At 62.3% G+C, this 16,437-nt stretch carries 14 protein-coding genes; 4 read left to right on the top strand and 10 right to left on the bottom strand.

The annotated features are described in order from the left end of the window. Nucleotides 1–30: 30 nt before the first annotated feature. The 3 genes from PCA31118_RS13790 (at nucleotide 31) to PCA31118_RS13780 (ending at nucleotide 2,981) form a co-directional block, all read left to right on the top strand. Nucleotides 31–927 (top strand): DMT family transporter, encoded by an 897-nt coding sequence (locus tag PCA31118_RS13790; protein WP_150625764.1) that lies wholly within the window; start codon nucleotides 31–33, stop codon nucleotides 925–927. A 148-nt stretch (nucleotides 928–1,075) separates the two neighbouring features. Continuing rightward, nucleotides 1,076–2,266 (top strand): aminotransferase-like domain-containing protein, encoded by a 1,191-nt coding sequence (locus PCA31118_RS13785; RefSeq protein ID WP_150625763.1) that lies wholly within the window; start codon nucleotides 1,076–1,078, stop codon nucleotides 2,264–2,266. A gap of 259 nt (nucleotides 2,267–2,525) precedes the next feature. Next, complete coding sequence (locus PCA31118_RS13780) at nucleotides 2,526–2,981, top strand: RidA family protein (RefSeq protein ID WP_150625762.1); 456 nt, start codon at nucleotides 2,526–2,528, stop codon at nucleotides 2,979–2,981. Between the two features lie 154 nt (nucleotides 2,982–3,135). On the opposite strand, the gene PCA31118_RS13775 is transcribed toward PCA31118_RS13780, so the two are convergent. Further along, nucleotides 3,136–4,404 carry an MFS transporter gene (locus tag PCA31118_RS13775; RefSeq protein WP_150625761.1) on the bottom strand — a complete coding sequence of 423 codons (1,269 nt, stop codon included), beginning with the start codon at nucleotides 4,402–4,404 and terminating at the stop codon, nucleotides 3,136–3,138. Nucleotides 4,405–4,537: 133 nt separating this feature from the next. On the opposite strand from PCA31118_RS13775, the gene PCA31118_RS13770 reads away from it, so the two are divergent. Then, nucleotides 4,538–5,461 carry a LysR substrate-binding domain-containing protein gene (locus PCA31118_RS13770; RefSeq protein WP_150625760.1) on the top strand — a complete coding sequence of 308 codons (924 nt, stop codon included), beginning with the start codon at nucleotides 4,538–4,540 and terminating at the stop codon, nucleotides 5,459–5,461. Between the two features lie 6 nt (nucleotides 5,462–5,467). Here the strand turns inward: PCA31118_RS13770 and PCA31118_RS13765 are convergent, their stop codons facing one another. The 9 genes from PCA31118_RS13765 to PCA31118_RS13725 form a co-directional block, all read right to left on the bottom strand. Then, nucleotides 5,468–5,920: a CopD family protein gene (locus tag PCA31118_RS13765; RefSeq protein ID WP_044455227.1), complete on the bottom strand. Its 453-nt coding sequence runs from the start codon at nucleotides 5,918–5,920 to the stop codon at nucleotides 5,468–5,470. A gap of 11 nt (nucleotides 5,921–5,931) precedes the next feature. Beyond that, nucleotides 5,932–8,268, bottom strand: a complete 2,337-nt coding sequence (gene parC, locus PCA31118_RS13760) for a DNA topoisomerase IV subunit A (protein WP_150625759.1) — start codon at nucleotides 8,266–8,268, stop codon at nucleotides 5,932–5,934. Between the two features lie 232 nt (nucleotides 8,269–8,500). Then, nucleotides 8,501–9,448, bottom strand: coding sequence for a lytic transglycosylase domain-containing protein (locus PCA31118_RS13755; RefSeq protein ID WP_150625758.1), 948 nt, complete (start codon nucleotides 9,446–9,448; stop codon nucleotides 8,501–8,503). Further along, complete coding sequence (locus PCA31118_RS13750) at nucleotides 9,429–9,848, bottom strand: DUF4399 domain-containing protein (RefSeq protein WP_217431269.1); 420 nt, start codon at nucleotides 9,846–9,848, stop codon at nucleotides 9,429–9,431. The genes PCA31118_RS13755 and PCA31118_RS13750 overlap by 20 nt, the downstream gene beginning before the upstream one ends. 217 nt (nucleotides 9,849–10,065) lie before the next feature. Further along, nucleotides 10,066–12,045, bottom strand: a complete 1,980-nt coding sequence (locus tag PCA31118_RS13745; RefSeq protein WP_150625757.1) for a DNA topoisomerase IV subunit B — start codon at nucleotides 12,043–12,045, stop codon at nucleotides 10,066–10,068. A gap of 381 nt (nucleotides 12,046–12,426) precedes the next feature. Then, nucleotides 12,427–14,358 (bottom strand): ATP-binding cassette domain-containing protein, encoded by a 1,932-nt coding sequence (locus tag PCA31118_RS13740; protein ID WP_150625756.1) that lies wholly within the window; start codon nucleotides 14,356–14,358, stop codon nucleotides 12,427–12,429. A gap of 90 nt (nucleotides 14,359–14,448) precedes the next feature. Beyond that, entirely contained in the window at nucleotides 14,449–14,940 is a 492-nt protein-coding gene (locus PCA31118_RS13735) for a GNAT family N-acetyltransferase (RefSeq protein ID WP_150625755.1), read from the bottom strand. A gap of 144 nt (nucleotides 14,941–15,084) precedes the next feature. After that, complete coding sequence (locus tag PCA31118_RS13730; RefSeq protein WP_044455222.1) at nucleotides 15,085–15,318, bottom strand: hypothetical protein; 234 nt, start codon at nucleotides 15,316–15,318, stop codon at nucleotides 15,085–15,087. 560 nt (nucleotides 15,319–15,878) lie between these two features. Then, entirely contained in the window at nucleotides 15,879–16,394 is a 516-nt protein-coding gene (locus tag PCA31118_RS13725; RefSeq protein WP_150625754.1) for an ABC transporter permease, read from the bottom strand. Between the last annotated feature and the right edge of the window lie 43 nt (nucleotides 16,395–16,437).

Genomic DNA, 16,437 nt, shown 5'->3' with positions numbered 1-16,437 from the left:
CGGCCCCCACCAGAAACATGAGGCGACACCATGAATTCGCGTGAATCCCGGGGCATGCTGATCGGATTGATCGGCGTGCTCATCTTCAGTCTGACGTTGCCGATGACGCGCATCGTCGTCGCGGAGGTCAACCCGTTGCTCAACGGACTGGGACGCGCGCTGGTGGCCGCAGTATTCGCCGGTGCGCTGCTCTGGTGGCGCAAGGAGCCCTGGCCCACGCGGGCGCAGCTCAAAAGCCTCGCCGTCACGTCGCTCGGCGTCATCGTCGCCTTCCCCGTATTTTCGGCATGGGCCATGAAGACGATTCCGGCGTCGCACGGCGCAGTGGTCAACGGTTTGCAGCCCTTCTTCGTCGCGATCTATGCCTATTGGCTGGGCGGTGAGCGGCCGTCGCGCAGCTTCTGGGTCTTCGCCCTGCTTGGCAGCGCCATCGTCATCGCGTTCGCGCTGCGTGCAGGTGGCGGCAGCCTGCATGCCGCAGACGGACTGATGCTGCTCGCCGTCGTGGTCGGGGCGCTCGGCTACGCGGAAGGGGGCAAACTCGCACGTGAGATGGGCGGATGGCAAGTCATCTGCTGGGCACTTGTCGTATCGGCCCCGGTGCTGTTGCTGCCCGTCGGATGGCTCGCCTGGCAGCAACCATGGCCGGTCAGCGGCAAGGCGTGGGGCGCGTTCGCATACGTCACGCTCTTCTCGCAATTCATCGGATTCTTTGCCTGGTACGCCGGCCTCGCCATGGGTGGGATCGCCCGCGTGGGCCAAGTACAATTGCTTCAGATTTTCTTTACGATTGCGCTGTCCGCCCTCTTTTTCGGCGAACAGGTCGATGCCGTCACCTGGCTGTTCGCCGCCGGTGTCGTGTTGACCATCGCACTCGGCAAGAACACGAAGATCGGCGCTTCGCGACTCACGGGCAAACCGATCTGACGACAGGTAACGGCGCATGCGATCCTTGCGCCGCCACATGTCAGCCCCCCTGGCGTTGCGCCTGCCTCAAGCGCTCGGCGCTCGGCACCCGCAACGCCGGCAATTTGCGGCTCACTCAGAAAGGCCGCCCATTCCATGCGAGACCCTCATGCACGATTGGCAATATTCCGAACGCGCCCGCAATCTGACCAGTTCGGCCATTCGCGAAATTCTCAAGGTCACGGAGCGCCCCGACGTCATCTCGTTCGCCGGCGGCCTGCCCTCCCCCGCAACGTTCCCTGTCGAACAGATGCGGGCTGCCGCCGAGCGCGTACTTACCGAATCGCCGCAAGCTGCGCTCCAATACAGCGCCACTGAAGGGTACGCGCCGTTGCGCGAATGGGTGGCGAAACGCTATTCGCGGGACGGTTTGACCCTTGCGCCGGAAAACGTGCTGATCACGACGGGGTCTCAACAAGGCCTGGATCTCATCGGCAAGATCTTCATCGATGAGGGCAGTCGCGTGCTCGTCGAAGCCCCGAGTTATCTCGGCGCGCTGCAATCGTTCTCATTATTCGCTCCCCAATATGTGCCGGTGCCGACCGACGATCACGGTCTGCTGCCCGACGCGCTCACGCCGGAGGTGGTGAAAGGGGCGCGCTTCCTGTATGCGATGCCGAACTTTCAGAATCCGACGGGACGCCGCCTGCCGATGGCGCGTCGCGAAGCATTGGCTGCCGTGGCCAGACGGGACGGTCTCGCCATCATCGAAGACGATCCGTACGGCGAACTTGACTACGAAGGGAAGCGCCTGCCGAGCCTGATGTCGTTGGCGCCCGAGCACGTGCTGTACATGGGCTCGTTTTCGAAGGTGCTCGCCCCCGGCTTGCGTCTGGGCTTCATCATCGGCCCGAAGACCGTGATCGCAAAGCTGGTGCAAGCGAAGCAAGCGGCCGACCTGCATACGCCGAGCTTGACGCAGCGCATCGCCTTCGAGGTGGTGAAAGACGGATTTCTCGACACGCACATTCCGTCGATCCGTACGCTCTACGCCGCGCAGGCTCAGGCGATGCTCGCCTCGCTGAAGCTGCACATGCCCGCAGACGCGACGTGGACAACGCCCGCCGGCGGCATGTTCATCTGGTTGACATTGCCCGCAGGCATCGACACCATGCAGCTACTGGAAAAAGCGATTGCGCAGAATGTGGCGTTCGTACCCGGGGCGCCCTTCTACGTGGGCACACCGCAGTCGAATACGCTGCGGCTGTCTTTCGTGACGGTGCCGCCGGAAAAGATCGAAATCGGTGTCGCGCGCCTGGGCGCCCTCATCGCCGACGCCCTGCCCCGACGCGCAGCCTGATCCGCGAGGCATGATCCGCGACGCCCGATCTGCGCTGCCTGGTTCACGCGACCCGATCTACGGCGCACGTTCGAGGTGATCGTTCCGACTGGCCCGAGGTGACTCGGGCGAGTTGTCCGAGGGGCCGGGAGTCCGGGAGTCCATCAATATCGACCGGCGCCGCGGCACATAGCCTCACGCGCATTGCCTTACCAGCCTCCCCCGACCGGTTCCACTACCGCATCGGTTCGATTTCAACGCATCTGCAAGGAAGCCGTACATGTCCGTCTACGACAAACTGAAGCAACTCGGTATCGAACTGCCGACCTCCGCCGCCCCCGCCGCTGCCTACGTGATGGCCGCCCAGACCGGCAACACCGTGTTCCTCTCGGGTCACCTGCCGAAGAAGGACGGCAAGGTCTGGACCGGCAAGTTGGGGCAGGATGTGAGCGTCGATGAGGGCAAGGCTGCCGCGCGCGCCGTCGCCGTCGAACTGATCGCCACCCTGCATGCCCACACAGGCGACCTGAACAAGGTCAAGCGCATCGTCAAACTGATGAGTCTTGTGAACTCGACGCAAGAATTCACCGATCAGCATCTGGTGACGAATGGCGCATCGGAACTGTTCGGCGAAGTGTTCGGGGACGCTGGCAAGCATGCACGCTCGGCGTTCGGTGTCGCCCAGATTCCGCTCGGCGCATGTGTCGAAATCGAGCTAATCGCCGAACTCGCGTGATCGATGTCACAGGCCCGACCGGGTGAATTGGCAGGACGCCATTGCGACTTCGCTCAGGTTGGCGGTACATACGCCGACAAAACATCAGCCACCCGAGGGTGGCTGTTGTTTTGTGTGCCTGTCCGATCGCGCATTCGCCGCGAATGTCTTTGCCTCAAAGCGGCTTGCTCGCACGGAAAGCGCGTCGCAAGGCAATCGCGACGGCCAGTGAAATCACCACGGCGACCGACAGCAACGCGACCACGCCATGCCAACCGTGCAACTTGAGCACCACCCCGGAAAAGCTGCCCAGCAGGCTCGAGCCGAGATAGTAGAAAAACAGATAGAGCGCTGATGCAATCGCACGGCCTTCGGTCGCGCGACGGCCAACCCAGCTGCTCGCTACGGTATGCGCGCCGAAAAAGCCGAACGTAAAAATCGCCAGCCCCATCACGACTGCCGACACCTGCGATGCCAGCATCGTGACCAGACCGACCATTGCCAGGGCAACGAGCGCCCACAGCAATCGCGCGCGTCCCACGCGATCGGATAGCGGCCCTGCGATGAACGAGCCGACCACGCCGATCAGGTACATCGCGAAGATCGCACCAATCGCGGCATGGGGCAGATGGAACGGCGGCGCCGACAAGTAAAAACCCAGGTAGTTGTAGACGCTTACGAAGCTGCCCATCATGAGACCGGCAAACAGGTACAGGCCTAGCAATGCCGGGTCGCCGAGATGTCGGCGCGCGTGCCCCAGCGCCTCTCGCACGGTCATGCGACGCGGCGTAAATCGACGTGAATGCGGCAAGCTGCGCGCGAATTCAAGCCCCATCGCCAGACACACCAACCCGATCAACGCGACGGAAACACGCCACGAGAACATGTCGGCGACGAAAGCGGCCATGACCCGCCCCGCCATCCCGCCCAGAATATTGCCTCCGATATACAACCCCATCGACATGCCGAGCGAGCGCTGGTCGATTTCTTCGCTGAGGTAGGCCATCGCAATGGCGGGCAGCCCCGATAGCGCAAGACCCTTGAGCGCCGCCAGCACAACGATGGTTTCGAAGTTCGTGGAGAACGCGCTCGCCAGCGTCAGAACCGACGATGTGAGCAGCGCGATGGTCATCATTCGCTTGCGACTCACGCGGTCTGCGGCAACGCAGGTCACGAGCAGTCCGAGCGCCATCATCATGGTTGCCGCAGACACCGACCAACTCGCCTGCGCCGGCGTGATACCGAACGTCGTCGTCAGCAACGGCAGCAGCGACTGCATGCAATAAAGCTGCGCAAACGTCGAAAAACCACCGAAAAAGAGCGCTCGGCTGATGACCGAGTATTCGCGCGTGCCGCGCGCCACACCAGCAGGAAGTTTCGGCGCAGCCGCACCGGCGGCGCGCGCACCGGCAGAAGACAGAGGTAAGGAATTCGTTGATGCCATGACGCTGGCTCGCCTCGCGCAAGCCACGGGTGGATGGGGGTACGTCAAATGATAAGTTTGCCGTTACCTCGCGTCCAATATATATTTAAGCGCTATTTCCATATACAAAACAGATCAATCAAAGGATTGCCGCATGGAACTGAGGCATCTTCGCTATTTCGTGACTGTCGCCGAGGAGCTCCACTTCAGCCGCGCCGCACAAAAATTGAATATTGGACAGCCGCCGCTGTCGATGCAGATCCGGGCGTTGGAGGACGAGTTGGGCGTGCCGCTGTTCGAGCGCTCGCAGCGGCGTGTCTTTCTTACCCCGGCAGGACGCACGTTTCTGGTTCGTGCTCGCCAGATCCTCGCGGATGCCGACGCGGCACGCCTCGAAGTCCAGCAGATCGCGGGGCTCGAAGCAGGCGAACTGCGCATTGCGTTCACGACCTCGGCACCGATGACGAACCTGATGAAACGTGTGCTCACCAGCTACCGTCAGCGCTATCCGCGTGTCACCCTCACGCTGAGTGAATCCCCCTCCGAGCATCAGCGCGAGGCGCTCATGGCGCGCACATTGGACATCGGGCTGCTGCGTCAGGCGGAAGATGCGCCGCCCTTTCCCGGACTCAGCTTCGAGACACTGATCGACGAAGCGCTTGTCGTCGTCCTGCATCAGGGACACCCGTTGGCACAGCGCGCGGGCCTGTCCATCGCCGATCTGTCGGATGAAGCGTTCATCATGCACCCGCACGGCGTCGGTGCCGCCATCGACGGGCAGATTCGCAGCATGTGCGAGCGCGCCGGCTTCACGCCGCGCGTCGTTCAGGAGGCGCGCGAGTCGACGACGATTGTCGCGCTCGCGGCAAGTGGATTGGGTGTTGCCATATTGCCGGCGGCCGTGCGATGCATTCAGATCGAAGGCGCACACTTCGTGGACGTGAGCGAACCGGACGCTCACGCACCGCTCTTGCTCGGCAAGCGCCGCGACGACAACAGCCCGCTCGTTCAGGCATTCGTCGCCATGTGTCATGAAGTGGCTGACCGGCTGCGCGACGAGCCCCCGTCAGCCCCGTGACCCCTATTAGCTACGCAGCGACGCCGCAAGTCCGATCACGACGATACCCAACACGAGATTGAGAATCACGAGTCGACGGATCCCATTCACGGCAGCGGCGCCGTCCGGCCACGATTGCGCCTGCACGGCGCGTTGCAGGCGCGGGAACAACGCAAAACGGATGTGACCGAATACGAGCATCATCAGCACCCCGATGCCTGCCATCGCGTGCACCGGCCAACGAGCGTGCAAGCCGCCCATCCCCATCATCATGTGCCCGCCGGACAGCAAAATCAGCACGATTGCCACGCCAACCCACGTAAAGAAGCGTGTGAACGCCGCTTCCCACAAGGGCAGGCGTTGCTGCGGCGACAGCTCGGACGACGCCGGGCGCAAACACACCAGCGCGAAGAACATGCCGCCGATCCACACGGCAACACTGACCAAATGGAGGAACAGGCTGAAGGCATAAACACTCATGCGCGACTCCGTCAGGATGCCTTCGGCACGGCCGGCGACACCGGCTCCAGCGAACGCGGTTTGAACGTCGTGAATTTCACTGCCGGTGAACGGCCCTTGCGCGCCCGCTTGCCGATGTTGGGCGCGAGCGATGCCCCGGAGAGCGTTTCGGACTGCAACTTGCCGCCGCGGACTTCGCCGTACACCGTGACCCCGGCCTCGCTGATGGGCACGGCCGACACAAGCGTCTGCTTGGCTTCCAGACCGATCAGTGTGACGCCACGGCCGCCGCCGGTGAGCGCCTTCATTTCGTCCATGCCGAACACGAGCAGGCGCCCGTCGCTCGACAGACACGCCACTGCGCTGGCCCCCGGCCAAATCGGAGTCGGGACCAGCGGTTCGGCCCCTTCGTCGATCGTCATGAAAGACTTGCCCGCCTTCACGCGGCTGACCATGTCGCCCAGCTTGGTTGTGAAACCGAAGCCCGCCGAGGTCGCCAGCAGCAAGGACTGCTCGCCTGAGGCCGCGTAGTAATGCAACAAGCGCGATCCGGATTCAAGCTCGATGAGCGAAGTCAGCGGCACCCCGTCGCCGCGACCACCCGGCAATTGGGCCACTGCAACGGAATAGACGCGTCCATTGCTGCCCCATGCAATCAGCGGATCGACGGTCCGGCATTCGAACGCGCCATACAACGAATCGCCCTGCTTGAACGAGAAGCCCTGTGCGTCCAGCCCGTGGCCCTTGAGTGCGCGCACCCAGCCCTTCGCGGACACCACGACCGTGACAGGTTCGTCCACCACGCGCGCTTCTGCTACGGCACGCTTCTCTTCCTGAATCAACGTGCGCCGCTCGTCGCCGAACTGCTTCGCATCGGCTTCGATTTCCTTGATGATCAGGCGCTTCATTGTGCTTTCGTTGGCGAGCAGTTCTTCGAGCTTGGCCTTTTCGTCGCGCAACGCCGCGAGTTCCTGCTCGATCTTGATCGCCTCGAGACGCGCCAACTGACGCAAGCGAATTTCGAGAATGTCCTCGGCCTGACGCTCGCTCAATCGGAACGCGCTCATCAGCGCCGCCTTCGGCTCGTCCGACTCGCGAATGATCCGGATGACTTCGTCGATATTCAGGAAGACGATCATCCGGCCTTCGAGAATATGGATCCGATCGTCGACCTTGCCCAGACGGTGGCGCGAGCGACGCGTAACCGTGGCGAAGCGGAAGCCGATCCACTCGGTGATGATCTCGCGCAGGGACTTCTGCCCCGGACGACCATCTGCGCCGACCATCACGAGGTTGACCGATGCGCTCGACTCGAGGCTGGTGTGCGCGAGCAGCATCGTGATGAATTCCTGCTGGTCGATGCGGCTCGACTTGGGCTCGAACACGAGACGCACGGGAGCATCCTTGCCCGACTCGTCGCGCACGGCGTCGAGCATGGCCAGCATCGATTGCTTCAGGTTCTGTTGCTCCGGCGTGAGCGACTTTTTACCCAGCTTGACCTTCGGATTGGTCAGTTCCTCGATTTCCTCGAGCACCTTCTGGCCGGACGTGTTCGGCGGCAGCTCATACACGACCGCCTGCCACTGCCCGCGCGCCATCTCTTCGATCTTCCAGCGCGCGCGCACCTTAAGGCTGCCACGCCCGCTTTCATAGGCGGCGCGAATTTCCGCGGCGCTTGAAATCAGTTGGCCGCCGCCAGGGAAGTCAGGTCCCTGGACGTGCGTCATCAGTTCGGCGTCGTCGAGCTTCGGATTGCGGATCAGCGCGACCGCTGCCGAGGCGACTTCGCGCAGGTTGTGCGACGGAATTTCCGTCGCCAGGCCCACCGCAATGCCCGAGGCCCCGTTGAGCAGCACGAACGGCAGGCGCGCCGGCAACAGTCGCGGCTCCTGTGTGGAGCCGTCGTAGTTAGGCACGAAATCCACGGTGCCGGCGTCGATTTCGTCGAGCAGCAGCTTCGCGATCGGCGTCAGACGCGCTTCCGTGTAACGCATGGCCGCTGCGCCGTCACCGTCGCGCGAACCAAAGTTGCCCTGACCATCGATGAGCGGATAGCGCATCGAGAAGTCCTGCGCCAGGCGCACCAGCGCGTCATAAGCCGACTGGTCCCCGTGGGGGTGAAATTTACCGAGCACGTCGCCGACCACGCGCGCCGACTTCACCGGCTTCGCATCGGCCGCAAGGCCCATTTCGTTCATCGCGAACAGAATTCGGCGCTGTACCGGCTTCTGACCGTCGCACACATCCGGCAGCGCGCGGCCCTTGACCACGCTGATTGCGTAGTCCAAATAAGCGCGCTCAGCATACGCGCCGAGCGTTAGCGTGTCGTCATCCGACGGTTGCGTAAAGAGATCTTCTACTTGTTCCATAAAACCTGTGGGTTTGCTGCGAACGTTTGACGAGAGTTCGGGTGAACGTTGACCGCGAGATCATACCAAGCTCGCCGGTACATTTCGGCAAAAACGCGCACGAATACTAAAGCGAGAGGCAATTTGGGATGCGTAGCCGCGAAAACTTCCGGGACTCCGCCTATGTTTCGGACGATTCCGAGAGGTGATTTCCAGAACCCGCCGCAGCGCCACCGACGACGCACGCGGGGTATCAGTCAGTCGCGAGCGGCGCCGACAGTGCCGAAGGTGCCGAATCACGGACCGATGCGTTCGGCATGGCAGCCGGCACGACCGGCAAGCCCGACGGCGCCCCCAGAATGACGTGGATCCGGCCGTCGCGTGAACCGTTGATCCGCGCATTGCCGAGCTTTCCGCCGCCACCACTGGCCTGAATGACGCCGCGGCCGGACGGCGCATCGAGTCCATTGGCGTTGAATCGCCGATAGAGTTCGAGTACCGCCGCGACGTAGTCACGGGTCTCCGCATAGGGCGGGATCTGATCGTCATGACGCGCCACTGCGCCTTCGCCTGCGTTGTACGAGGCGAGCACCAGTTCCAGACGATCGGGATAGCGGGCTTGCAGATCACGCAGGTAGCGAGCCCCTGTGAGCACATTGGTGCGCGGATCGGCCAGCTTGTCGGCAACGGTGCGGCGCGCATCGGCGCGCACGCCGTAGCGCTCCCCTGTCGCCGGTAGCACCTGCATCAACCCGACGGCGCCTTTCGGCGACACCGCCGCACTGTCGAAACCCGACTCGGCCGCTATCACGGCCTTGAGCAGCGCGGCATCGACGTGAAACTTCTGCGCCGCCTGCGCAATTACCGGCGCGAGCTTTTTCAGATTGGGATGACGTGCGAGCGCATCGTAAAGACGCGAACGGTCGGCACCGCTCACCACGCCTTGTTGTCGATTTGCCCGTAGATCGACGCTGGCGCCGTTGCCGACGACTAGCCGATAGCGCGCGTCGAGCTTGCGGGCCGCGAGATGGGCGACGCCATTTTCATCGACGTAACCGTAGAGCTCGGCGTGCGCGAGGGGCGTCGCGGCAAGCAGCATGGCCGCCAGCGCTGGCCCTGCGAGTTGCCGCAGAGAAAATTTCTGGCGGAGCGCGCTGACGCGCTCCGCCGTCGAGACATTGTTATTGCTGACCTTTGACATGCACCTTGATCGTCTGGCTCATCGCCGGACCGTAGGACTGGTGCGCACCGTTGGCGAATTGCATCGTCAACGTATGATCACCCGGCGTCAGATTGACGCTCGTCTCGGTCTGGCCTTTGCCGAAATGCAGGTGCGTGTCGTCGGTAGGAACGACCTGACCTGCCGGAACCGGATCGCCGTCGATGATGAGGTGGTGATGCCCGGTCTCGGACGCCATTTCGCCCGCCGGTTTGATCGCCATCCCTTCGACGCCGAACTTGACCACCACCGGATTCGACACCGTTGCGCCATTGGTCGGTGCAACGAAGAAGACGCGCGGCTGGGCCGACTGTGCCAAAGCGGTAGCGCTTGCGCCAGCAAGCAGCAAGGGCACGAAAATGCAACGCATAGAACGCAACATAACGCGACTCCCGGTAGGGTGAAGCTTGGATTATCCCACTATGTGAGCACTCACGCTGGTTTGCCCTTTGTGAGTGCGGCGAAAGTGTACTTTCTTACGATGCCGATGCTCGGCTGACGCCTTACAAACGCTCTCGTGGCATGCCGTTGCAGGGTTTTCGGGGGAAACGCACCAATCGCGCTCACCGCCGTACCGCCCCCCCCCTCACGCACACCCCTCAAATATCGGCTTCGACTTCGTTGCCCTTGGCTTCGAGCCAGCTGCGGCGCTGCGCCGCCTCGCCCTTGCCCATGAGCATGTTCATGCGGGCCACGGTCGTGTCGAAATCGAGCTGGCCGAGCGACACCGGGCTCAAACGACGCGTGTCCGGGTTCATGGTCGTCTCCCACAACTGCTCGGCGCTCATCTCGCCCAGCCCCTTGAAGCGGCTGATGGACCATGCCGTTTCTCGAACGCCATCCTTGCGAAGCTTGTCGAGAATCGCTTCGAGTTCGCCTTCGTCCAGCGCGTACAGCTTCTGTGCCGGCTTCTTGCCGCGTGCCGGTGCGTCGACACGGTACAGCGGCGGACGCGCCACATAGACGTGGCCTTTTGCGATCAACTGCGGGAAATGGCGGAAGAACAGCGTGAGCAGCAGCACCTGAATGTGTGAGCCGTCCACGTCGGCGTCGGACAGGATACAGATCTTGCCGTAACGCAGATTCGACAGATCGGGCGTATCGTTCGCGCCATGGGGATCCACGCCGATCGCAACCGCGATGTCATGGACTTCGTTGTTGGCAAACAAGCGATCGCGCTCGGTCTCCCACGTATTGAGCACCTTGCCGCGCAACGGCAAAATTGCCTGAAATTCCTTGTCACGCCCCATCTTCGCCGAACCGCCCGCCGAGTCGCCCTCGACCAGGAATAGTTCGTTACGCGTGATGTCTTCGGTTTCGCAGTCGGTCAGCTTGCCCGGCAACACGGCCACGCCGGAACTCTTCTTCTTCTCGATTTTCTGGCCGGCACGGGTGCGCGCCTGCGCCTGACGAATCACAAGTTCGGCCAGCTTCTTGCCGTGCTCGACGTGATGATTGAGCCACAGTTCGAGCGCGGGACGCGTGAACGACGAGACCAGACGCACGGCGTCCCGACTGTTCAGGCGCTCCTTGATCTGTCCCTGGAACTGGGGATCGAGCACCTTGGCCGAGAGCACGAACGACACCCGCGAAAACACGTCTTCGGGCAACAGCTTCACGCCCTTCGGCTGAAGATTGTGGAGCTCGATGAAACCGCGAACCGCCTGAAACAGCCCTTCGCGCAGGCCCGACTCGTGCGTGCCGCCTGCGGGCGTGGGAATCAGGTTGACGTAGGATTCGCGCACCTGTGCGCCATCTTCCGTCCATGCCACGACCCACGCGGCCCCCTCGCCTTCGGCGAAGCTGTCTTCGCTGCCGTCGGCAAAACGTTCGCCCTCGAACAACGGAATGAGCGGCTCGGCACCGCCCAGTGATTCAACGAGATAACCCCGCAGGCCATGCTCGTAGAACCACGTTTGTTCTTCGCCGTTCTTTTCCTGGCGCAACGTCACGCGCACGCCGGGCAGCAACACGGCCTTCGAGCGCAGCAAGCGTTGCAGTTCGCCCAGCGGCAACGTGGGGCTATCGAAGTACTTCGCGTCCGGCCAGACCGTCACGCGCGTGCCGCTCTTTTTCTCGCCGCGTTGCGCCGCACGCGAGTGCAGCGCCACATTGACGTTGCCGCCGTCGGCAAATTCGAGTTCGGAGACCTGACCATCGCGCCAGACCGTCACGGCCAGACGCGTCGCCAGCGCGTTCGTTACCGACACGCCGACGCCGTGCAGGCCGCCGGAGAACGTGTACGCGCCGCCAGCCGCCTTGTCGAACTTGCCGCCGGCGTGCAGCCGCGTGAATACGATTTCGACGACGGGCACCCCTTCTTCCGGGTGAATGCCCACCGGAATGCCACGGCCATCGTCCTCGACGCTCACCGAACCATCCTTGTTCAGCGTGACGAGGATCTGCTTGCCGTAACCGCCCAGCGCTTCGTCCGACGCGTTGTCGATGACTTCCTGGATGATGTGCAGCGGATTTTCGGTGCGGGTGTACATGCCCGGGCGCTGCTTGACCGGCTCAAGGCCCTTGAGCACCTTGATGGAGGCTTCGCTGTATTGGGCAGGCGAATTTTTTTTCGACATAGCGTAACTGAATTGGGGTTCCACGCCCGCCGATTATCCACATTTCCTGTGGACAACCACGGGGAAAACCCATTAACACATGACAAAAGTGACGCCGGATCAACGACTTGTGTTGCGGCGCCCAGATAATGGGCACTTAGGGAGCGCACGGCGCCGACCCCATGTCCGGCAAGCACGTCGCATCGGATGAATCGCGGCCTATTGTACTGTCACTCGCGGTGCGGTCCAGTGACATCGCCGAGCGCGCCGTTCTGTCCCACTCAAGTACCATTCACATCCCTCTCGAGCCCCACTCGCATCCAACGAAATGCGGCCGGAAAACCGGCCGCCGCTATTGCGCGAATTCGCGAGGCGAACTGACGTACTTGCTTACTCGATCCCTTACGTGCTCTCGCCGCGTTGCTTGGCTTCGAGCACTTCCCAGCGTTCGAGCGCTTCGAGCAGTTCCAGTTCAATCGCCTCGAAACGTTCGGACAATGCCGCCCCCGCTGCCGGATCTTTCACAAAGATGGAGCCGTCCTCGATCTTCGCCGCGGCCTCTTTCTGCTCGTTTTCCAGCGCGGCGATACGCTCGGGCAGACCATCGAGTTCGCGTTGCTCCTTGTAGCTGAGCTTCACGGTGCGGTTCGTGCCGCGCTTCGGTGCACTGGCCGCTTCCTTGACGGTCTCCTCGGCCGGGGCACGTTGCGCCGCAAGGGCGGCCGATCGCTCGCTTTGCACCTGCCAGTCGGTGAAACCGCCTACGTATTCGCGCCAGTTTCCATCGCCTTCGGCCGCAATGACCGAGGTCACCACGTTGTCGAGGAACGTACGGTCGTGGCTCACGAGGAACACCGTGCCGTTGTACTCTTCCAGCAATTCTTCGAGCAGTTCGAGCGTCGGGATGTCGAGGTCGTTGGTCGGCTCGTCGAGCACCAGCACGTTGGCGGGACGCGCAAACAAGCGCGCGAGCAACAACCGGTTTCGCTCGCCGCCGGAGAGCGACTTCACCGGCGAGCGCGCCCGCTCCGGCGAAAAGAGAAAGTCGCCGAGATAGCTCATCACATGCTTGCGCGTGCCATTGATCTCGATCCAGTCGCTGCCCGGGCTAATGGTGTCGAGCAGGTTGCGCTCCGGATCGAGTTGCGCGCGCATCTGATCGAAGTACGCGACCTGGAGGTTCGTGCCGACACGAATCTGACCGCTGTCAGGCTGGATCTCACCGAGAATCAGCTTGAGCATGGTCGTCTTGCCTACCCCGTTCGGGCCGACGAGGCCGACCTTGTCGCCACGCATGAGCGTTGCCGAGAAATCGCGCACGATGGTACGTCCGCCATACGCCTTCGTTACATTGACGAGTTCTGCGACGATCTTGCCGGACTTCTCGGCCTGCGCCACGTCCATGCGCACATTGCCTTGCTGCTCACGACGCTCGGCACGCTCGTTGCGCATCGTCTTCAGGCGCTCGATACGCGACACGCTGCGTGTGCGGCGCGCCTCGACGCCCTTTCGAATCCACACTTCTTCCTGTGCGAGCAGCTTGTCGAACTTCGCGTTTTCCACGCGCTCGATTTCCAGTTGTTCGGCTTTGCGTTCCTGATACTGCGTGAAATTGCCCGGGTACGAGAGCAGGCGACCGCGGTCGAGCTCGACGATGCGGGTCGCCACGCGATCGAGGAAGCTTCGGTCGTGCGTGATGAAGAGCAGCGCACCGCGATAGTTGACGAGCAACTCTTCGAGCCAGCGGATGGCGTCGAAATCGAGGTGGTTGGTCGGCTCGTCGAGCAGCAGCACATCGGGTTTGGCGACCCATGCCTGTGCAAGCGAGACTCGTTTTTGCATCCCGCCGGACAACGCACCGACACGCGCGTGCCCATCGAGACCGAGCTGCGCAATCGTCGTTTCGACACGGGTCTTGAGTTGCCAGGCATCGGCGGCGTCGAGCGACGACTGGAGCGTGTTCAGGCGTGCCAGCAGCGCGTCGTGCTCCGGCCCCTCGGGGGCCACGGACAGTGCTTGCGCCGTGTGATCGTATTCGGAGAGCAGCCCGTGCGCATCGCCGAGACCCGATGCCACGACGTCGAACACCGACTGCTCGGGATCGAATACGGGTTCCTGCGGCACATAGACCGTGTGCAACCCCGCCTGACGCGCCACGAGACCATCGTCGGGGGACGTGAGTCCCGCCACGATCTTGAGCAACGAGGACTTACCGGCGCCATTACGGCCGATAAGCCCGACGCGCTCACCGGCTTCGAGCGAAAAATCGGCATTGTCGAGCAATGCCAGATGACCGAACGCCAGTTGGGCGCCCGTGATGGAATACAAGGCCATGTGTCGGGGAACGCGTGAACTACGATGAGAGGTATTGTAGTGCCGGGCGCGACGGCCCGGCCGATATTGCGGTGAACTTCGGCGACAGTATCACTGTGCCGGCGTCGGCGCACGCAACATTTCGATGTGCAAGATGCCGTCTTCGTCATACGGCTCGCTCGCCTTGACGAAGCCGAAGCTGCCATAGAAGGCTTCCAGATGCGCCTGGGCACCAATACGCAGCGCGGCGTGCGGCCACTGGACTTCGGCAATGGCAACTGCCCGCGCGAGCAGTTCGCGCCCCAGTCCCGTGCCTCGATGGGACGACGCCGTGATCACGCGTCCGATCGACGCTTCCTCATAGGCAAGCCCGGGAGGCAACAAGCGTAGATAGGCAGCAATCTGCGGCGCACCAGGCGCAACAGGCGCGCTCGATGTACGCGCCGCGACTTGCGCAACGAGATGCAAGCTATGCAAATCGCGCCCGTCGATATCCTGATAGGGACATTGTTGTTCGACGACGAACACCGCGTTGCGTGCGGCCAGTATGCGATAGAGCAGCGCGCTGCCCAGCTCGTCGAACGTCTTGCACATCCATTCCATTAGCGAATCTCCAGCCTATGCGGTGCGACATCGCCACACGGCGAAAGGCGGGACTATAGCACCGTCGCAAAGCGACGATGCCGGGATCGCGCACATGAAATGAATGGGGGAAGCCGCTGGAAGAGCGAGGAATGAGCGTCGGACTTACTGGTAGTAGACGATGCCTTGCTCGATGTCGGCACGGGCGTTGCGCTCGGCGTCATCGAGGGCGTTACCCTGCGTCGCGAAGCCATAGGCGCTTTGCACCTGATAGGCGCCGACTTTTTCCAGACCCTGATGTGTCGGGCGGTGAATCTCGTAGAACGCGTCCCAACGGGCGTTGTCTCGCTCGACGGCGTGGACGCTGTACTGGAATTCCTGATATTGCGATGTTTTCATTTTGTATCCTTCTTTACTGCAAAAATTTGACTAATAACTATCCCTCTCGAATCGGCTTACGGTGTTGAGAGTGCAAAGTTGCACAAATGTTTCCGTGAAGTGCACGCAGCGTAGCTACCAAATGTGTCAGTGACGCGACATCGACGTGACTGACATGCGACGAACCTGACTGCGGAACGTGGCACGCGGCGCAAGACCGCGTGCGCACCGACATTGCGCAAAGCAAAGCGCAATACGGGTGCTCTTAGGTGCAACTTCCTGTTCGGGGAATGAAGCCGTCCGTTCGTTCATAACGGCGGAGGGAGAACGTTCTGGCGTTCCCAATGGCGTATGCCAATACACGTAGTGCGGCACATCTGTAGTGATTTTCGTGCCACACGTCGACTCACGTCCGGCAGATGGGTTACCCTGCCAGACCGTCTTTGCCACGTGACCGCACTCAGGCGACCCGAAGTTGACGGGCAGATGAATGCAGTTGGCGAATAATAGCAGAAAAGCGGGCCGCTTGCACCAAGGCGCGTCGACCCGCCACCGTGTGCCTGCTTCCGTCGCTTAGTCGCTTACGTCGGTGCGCCCGCGTCGTCCATTTGGCGCAACACCCAGTACATGTAGCCTGCGAACGCGCCAAAAACGAGGTGTCCGGCCAGCATCGTCCAGCCCCGAGACTCCATGAACCACGGGAAAATCTGCGTCATGACGTAGAAGTTCACGACGTACACGACCAGACCGAAAACGCCACCGGAGATCGACACGGTCACGATGTCCGAATCCAGCCGGAATGGCGCGATGATCGCCCCCAGAACGATGCCGAGTACCACGCCGATCGCGGCATGGACCAGCAACGCCATGGCCACGATCGACACGTCGAACGTGGCGGGCTGATTCAGAATGCCCGGTCCGAAGACGATGGCCGCGACCATTCGGGGCGGCACCCATGGGCTCTGCCCCGTGACGAGCAGCACCATGAGCATTTCCACGGCAGAAAAGAAGGCGCAGGCCACAAAGCCGGCAACGGCAGCCGCCGCCCAGTCCGGCGAGCGGTGCGTATAGCGATGGGAGCTGAGATGCAGTTCCATGATCTCCTCCGTTGAGTGTGCCTCACAGAGCCGCCGGCACGAT

Origin of the sequence: Pandoraea captiosa, assembly GCF_902459775.1 — a bacterium.
Classification (GTDB): Bacteria; Pseudomonadota; Gammaproteobacteria; order Burkholderiales; family Burkholderiaceae; genus Pandoraea; species Pandoraea captiosa.
Note: the sequence above shows the minus strand (reverse complement) of the source record. Positions and strands in the feature narration are given on the sequence as shown.

Coding starts and splice junctions, on each gene's coding strand:
- parC (WP_150625759.1), bottom strand. CDS start 8,268: ATGGAACAAGTAGAAGATCTCTTTACGCAACCGTCGGATGACGACACG.
- PCA31118_RS13725 (WP_150625754.1), bottom strand. CDS start 16,394: ATGGAACTGCATCTCAGCTCCCATCGCTATACGCACCGCTCGCCGGAC.
- PCA31118_RS13740 (WP_150625756.1), bottom strand. CDS start 14,358: ATGGCCTTGTATTCCATCACGGGCGCCCAACTGGCGTTCGGTCATCTG.
- PCA31118_RS13750 (WP_217431269.1), bottom strand. CDS start 9,848: ATGTTGCGTTCTATGCGTTGCATTTTCGTGCCCTTGCTGCTTGCTGGC.
- PCA31118_RS13735 (WP_150625755.1), bottom strand. CDS start 14,940: ATGGAATGGATGTGCAAGACGTTCGACGAGCTGGGCAGCGCGCTGCTC.
- PCA31118_RS13765 (WP_044455227.1), bottom strand. CDS start 5,920: ATGAGTGTTTATGCCTTCAGCCTGTTCCTCCATTTGGTCAGTGTTGCC.
- PCA31118_RS13745 (WP_150625757.1), bottom strand. CDS start 12,045: ATGTCGAAAAAAAATTCGCCTGCCCAATACAGCGAAGCCTCCATCAAG.
- PCA31118_RS13755 (WP_150625758.1), bottom strand. CDS start 9,448: ATGTCAAAGGTCAGCAATAACAATGTCTCGACGGCGGAGCGCGTCAGC.
- PCA31118_RS13730 (WP_044455222.1), bottom strand. CDS start 15,318: ATGAAAACATCGCAATATCAGGAATTCCAGTACAGCGTCCACGCCGTC.
- PCA31118_RS13770 (WP_150625760.1), top strand. CDS start 4,538: ATGGAACTGAGGCATCTTCGCTATTTCGTGACTGTCGCCGAGGAGCTC.
- PCA31118_RS13780 (WP_150625762.1), top strand. CDS start 2,526: ATGTCCGTCTACGACAAACTGAAGCAACTCGGTATCGAACTGCCGACC.
- PCA31118_RS13785 (WP_150625763.1), top strand. CDS start 1,076: ATGCACGATTGGCAATATTCCGAACGCGCCCGCAATCTGACCAGTTCG.
- PCA31118_RS13790 (WP_150625764.1), top strand. CDS start 31: ATGAATTCGCGTGAATCCCGGGGCATGCTGATCGGATTGATCGGCGTG.
- PCA31118_RS13775 (WP_150625761.1), bottom strand. CDS start 4,404: ATGGCATCAACGAATTCCTTACCTCTGTCTTCTGCCGGTGCGCGCGCC.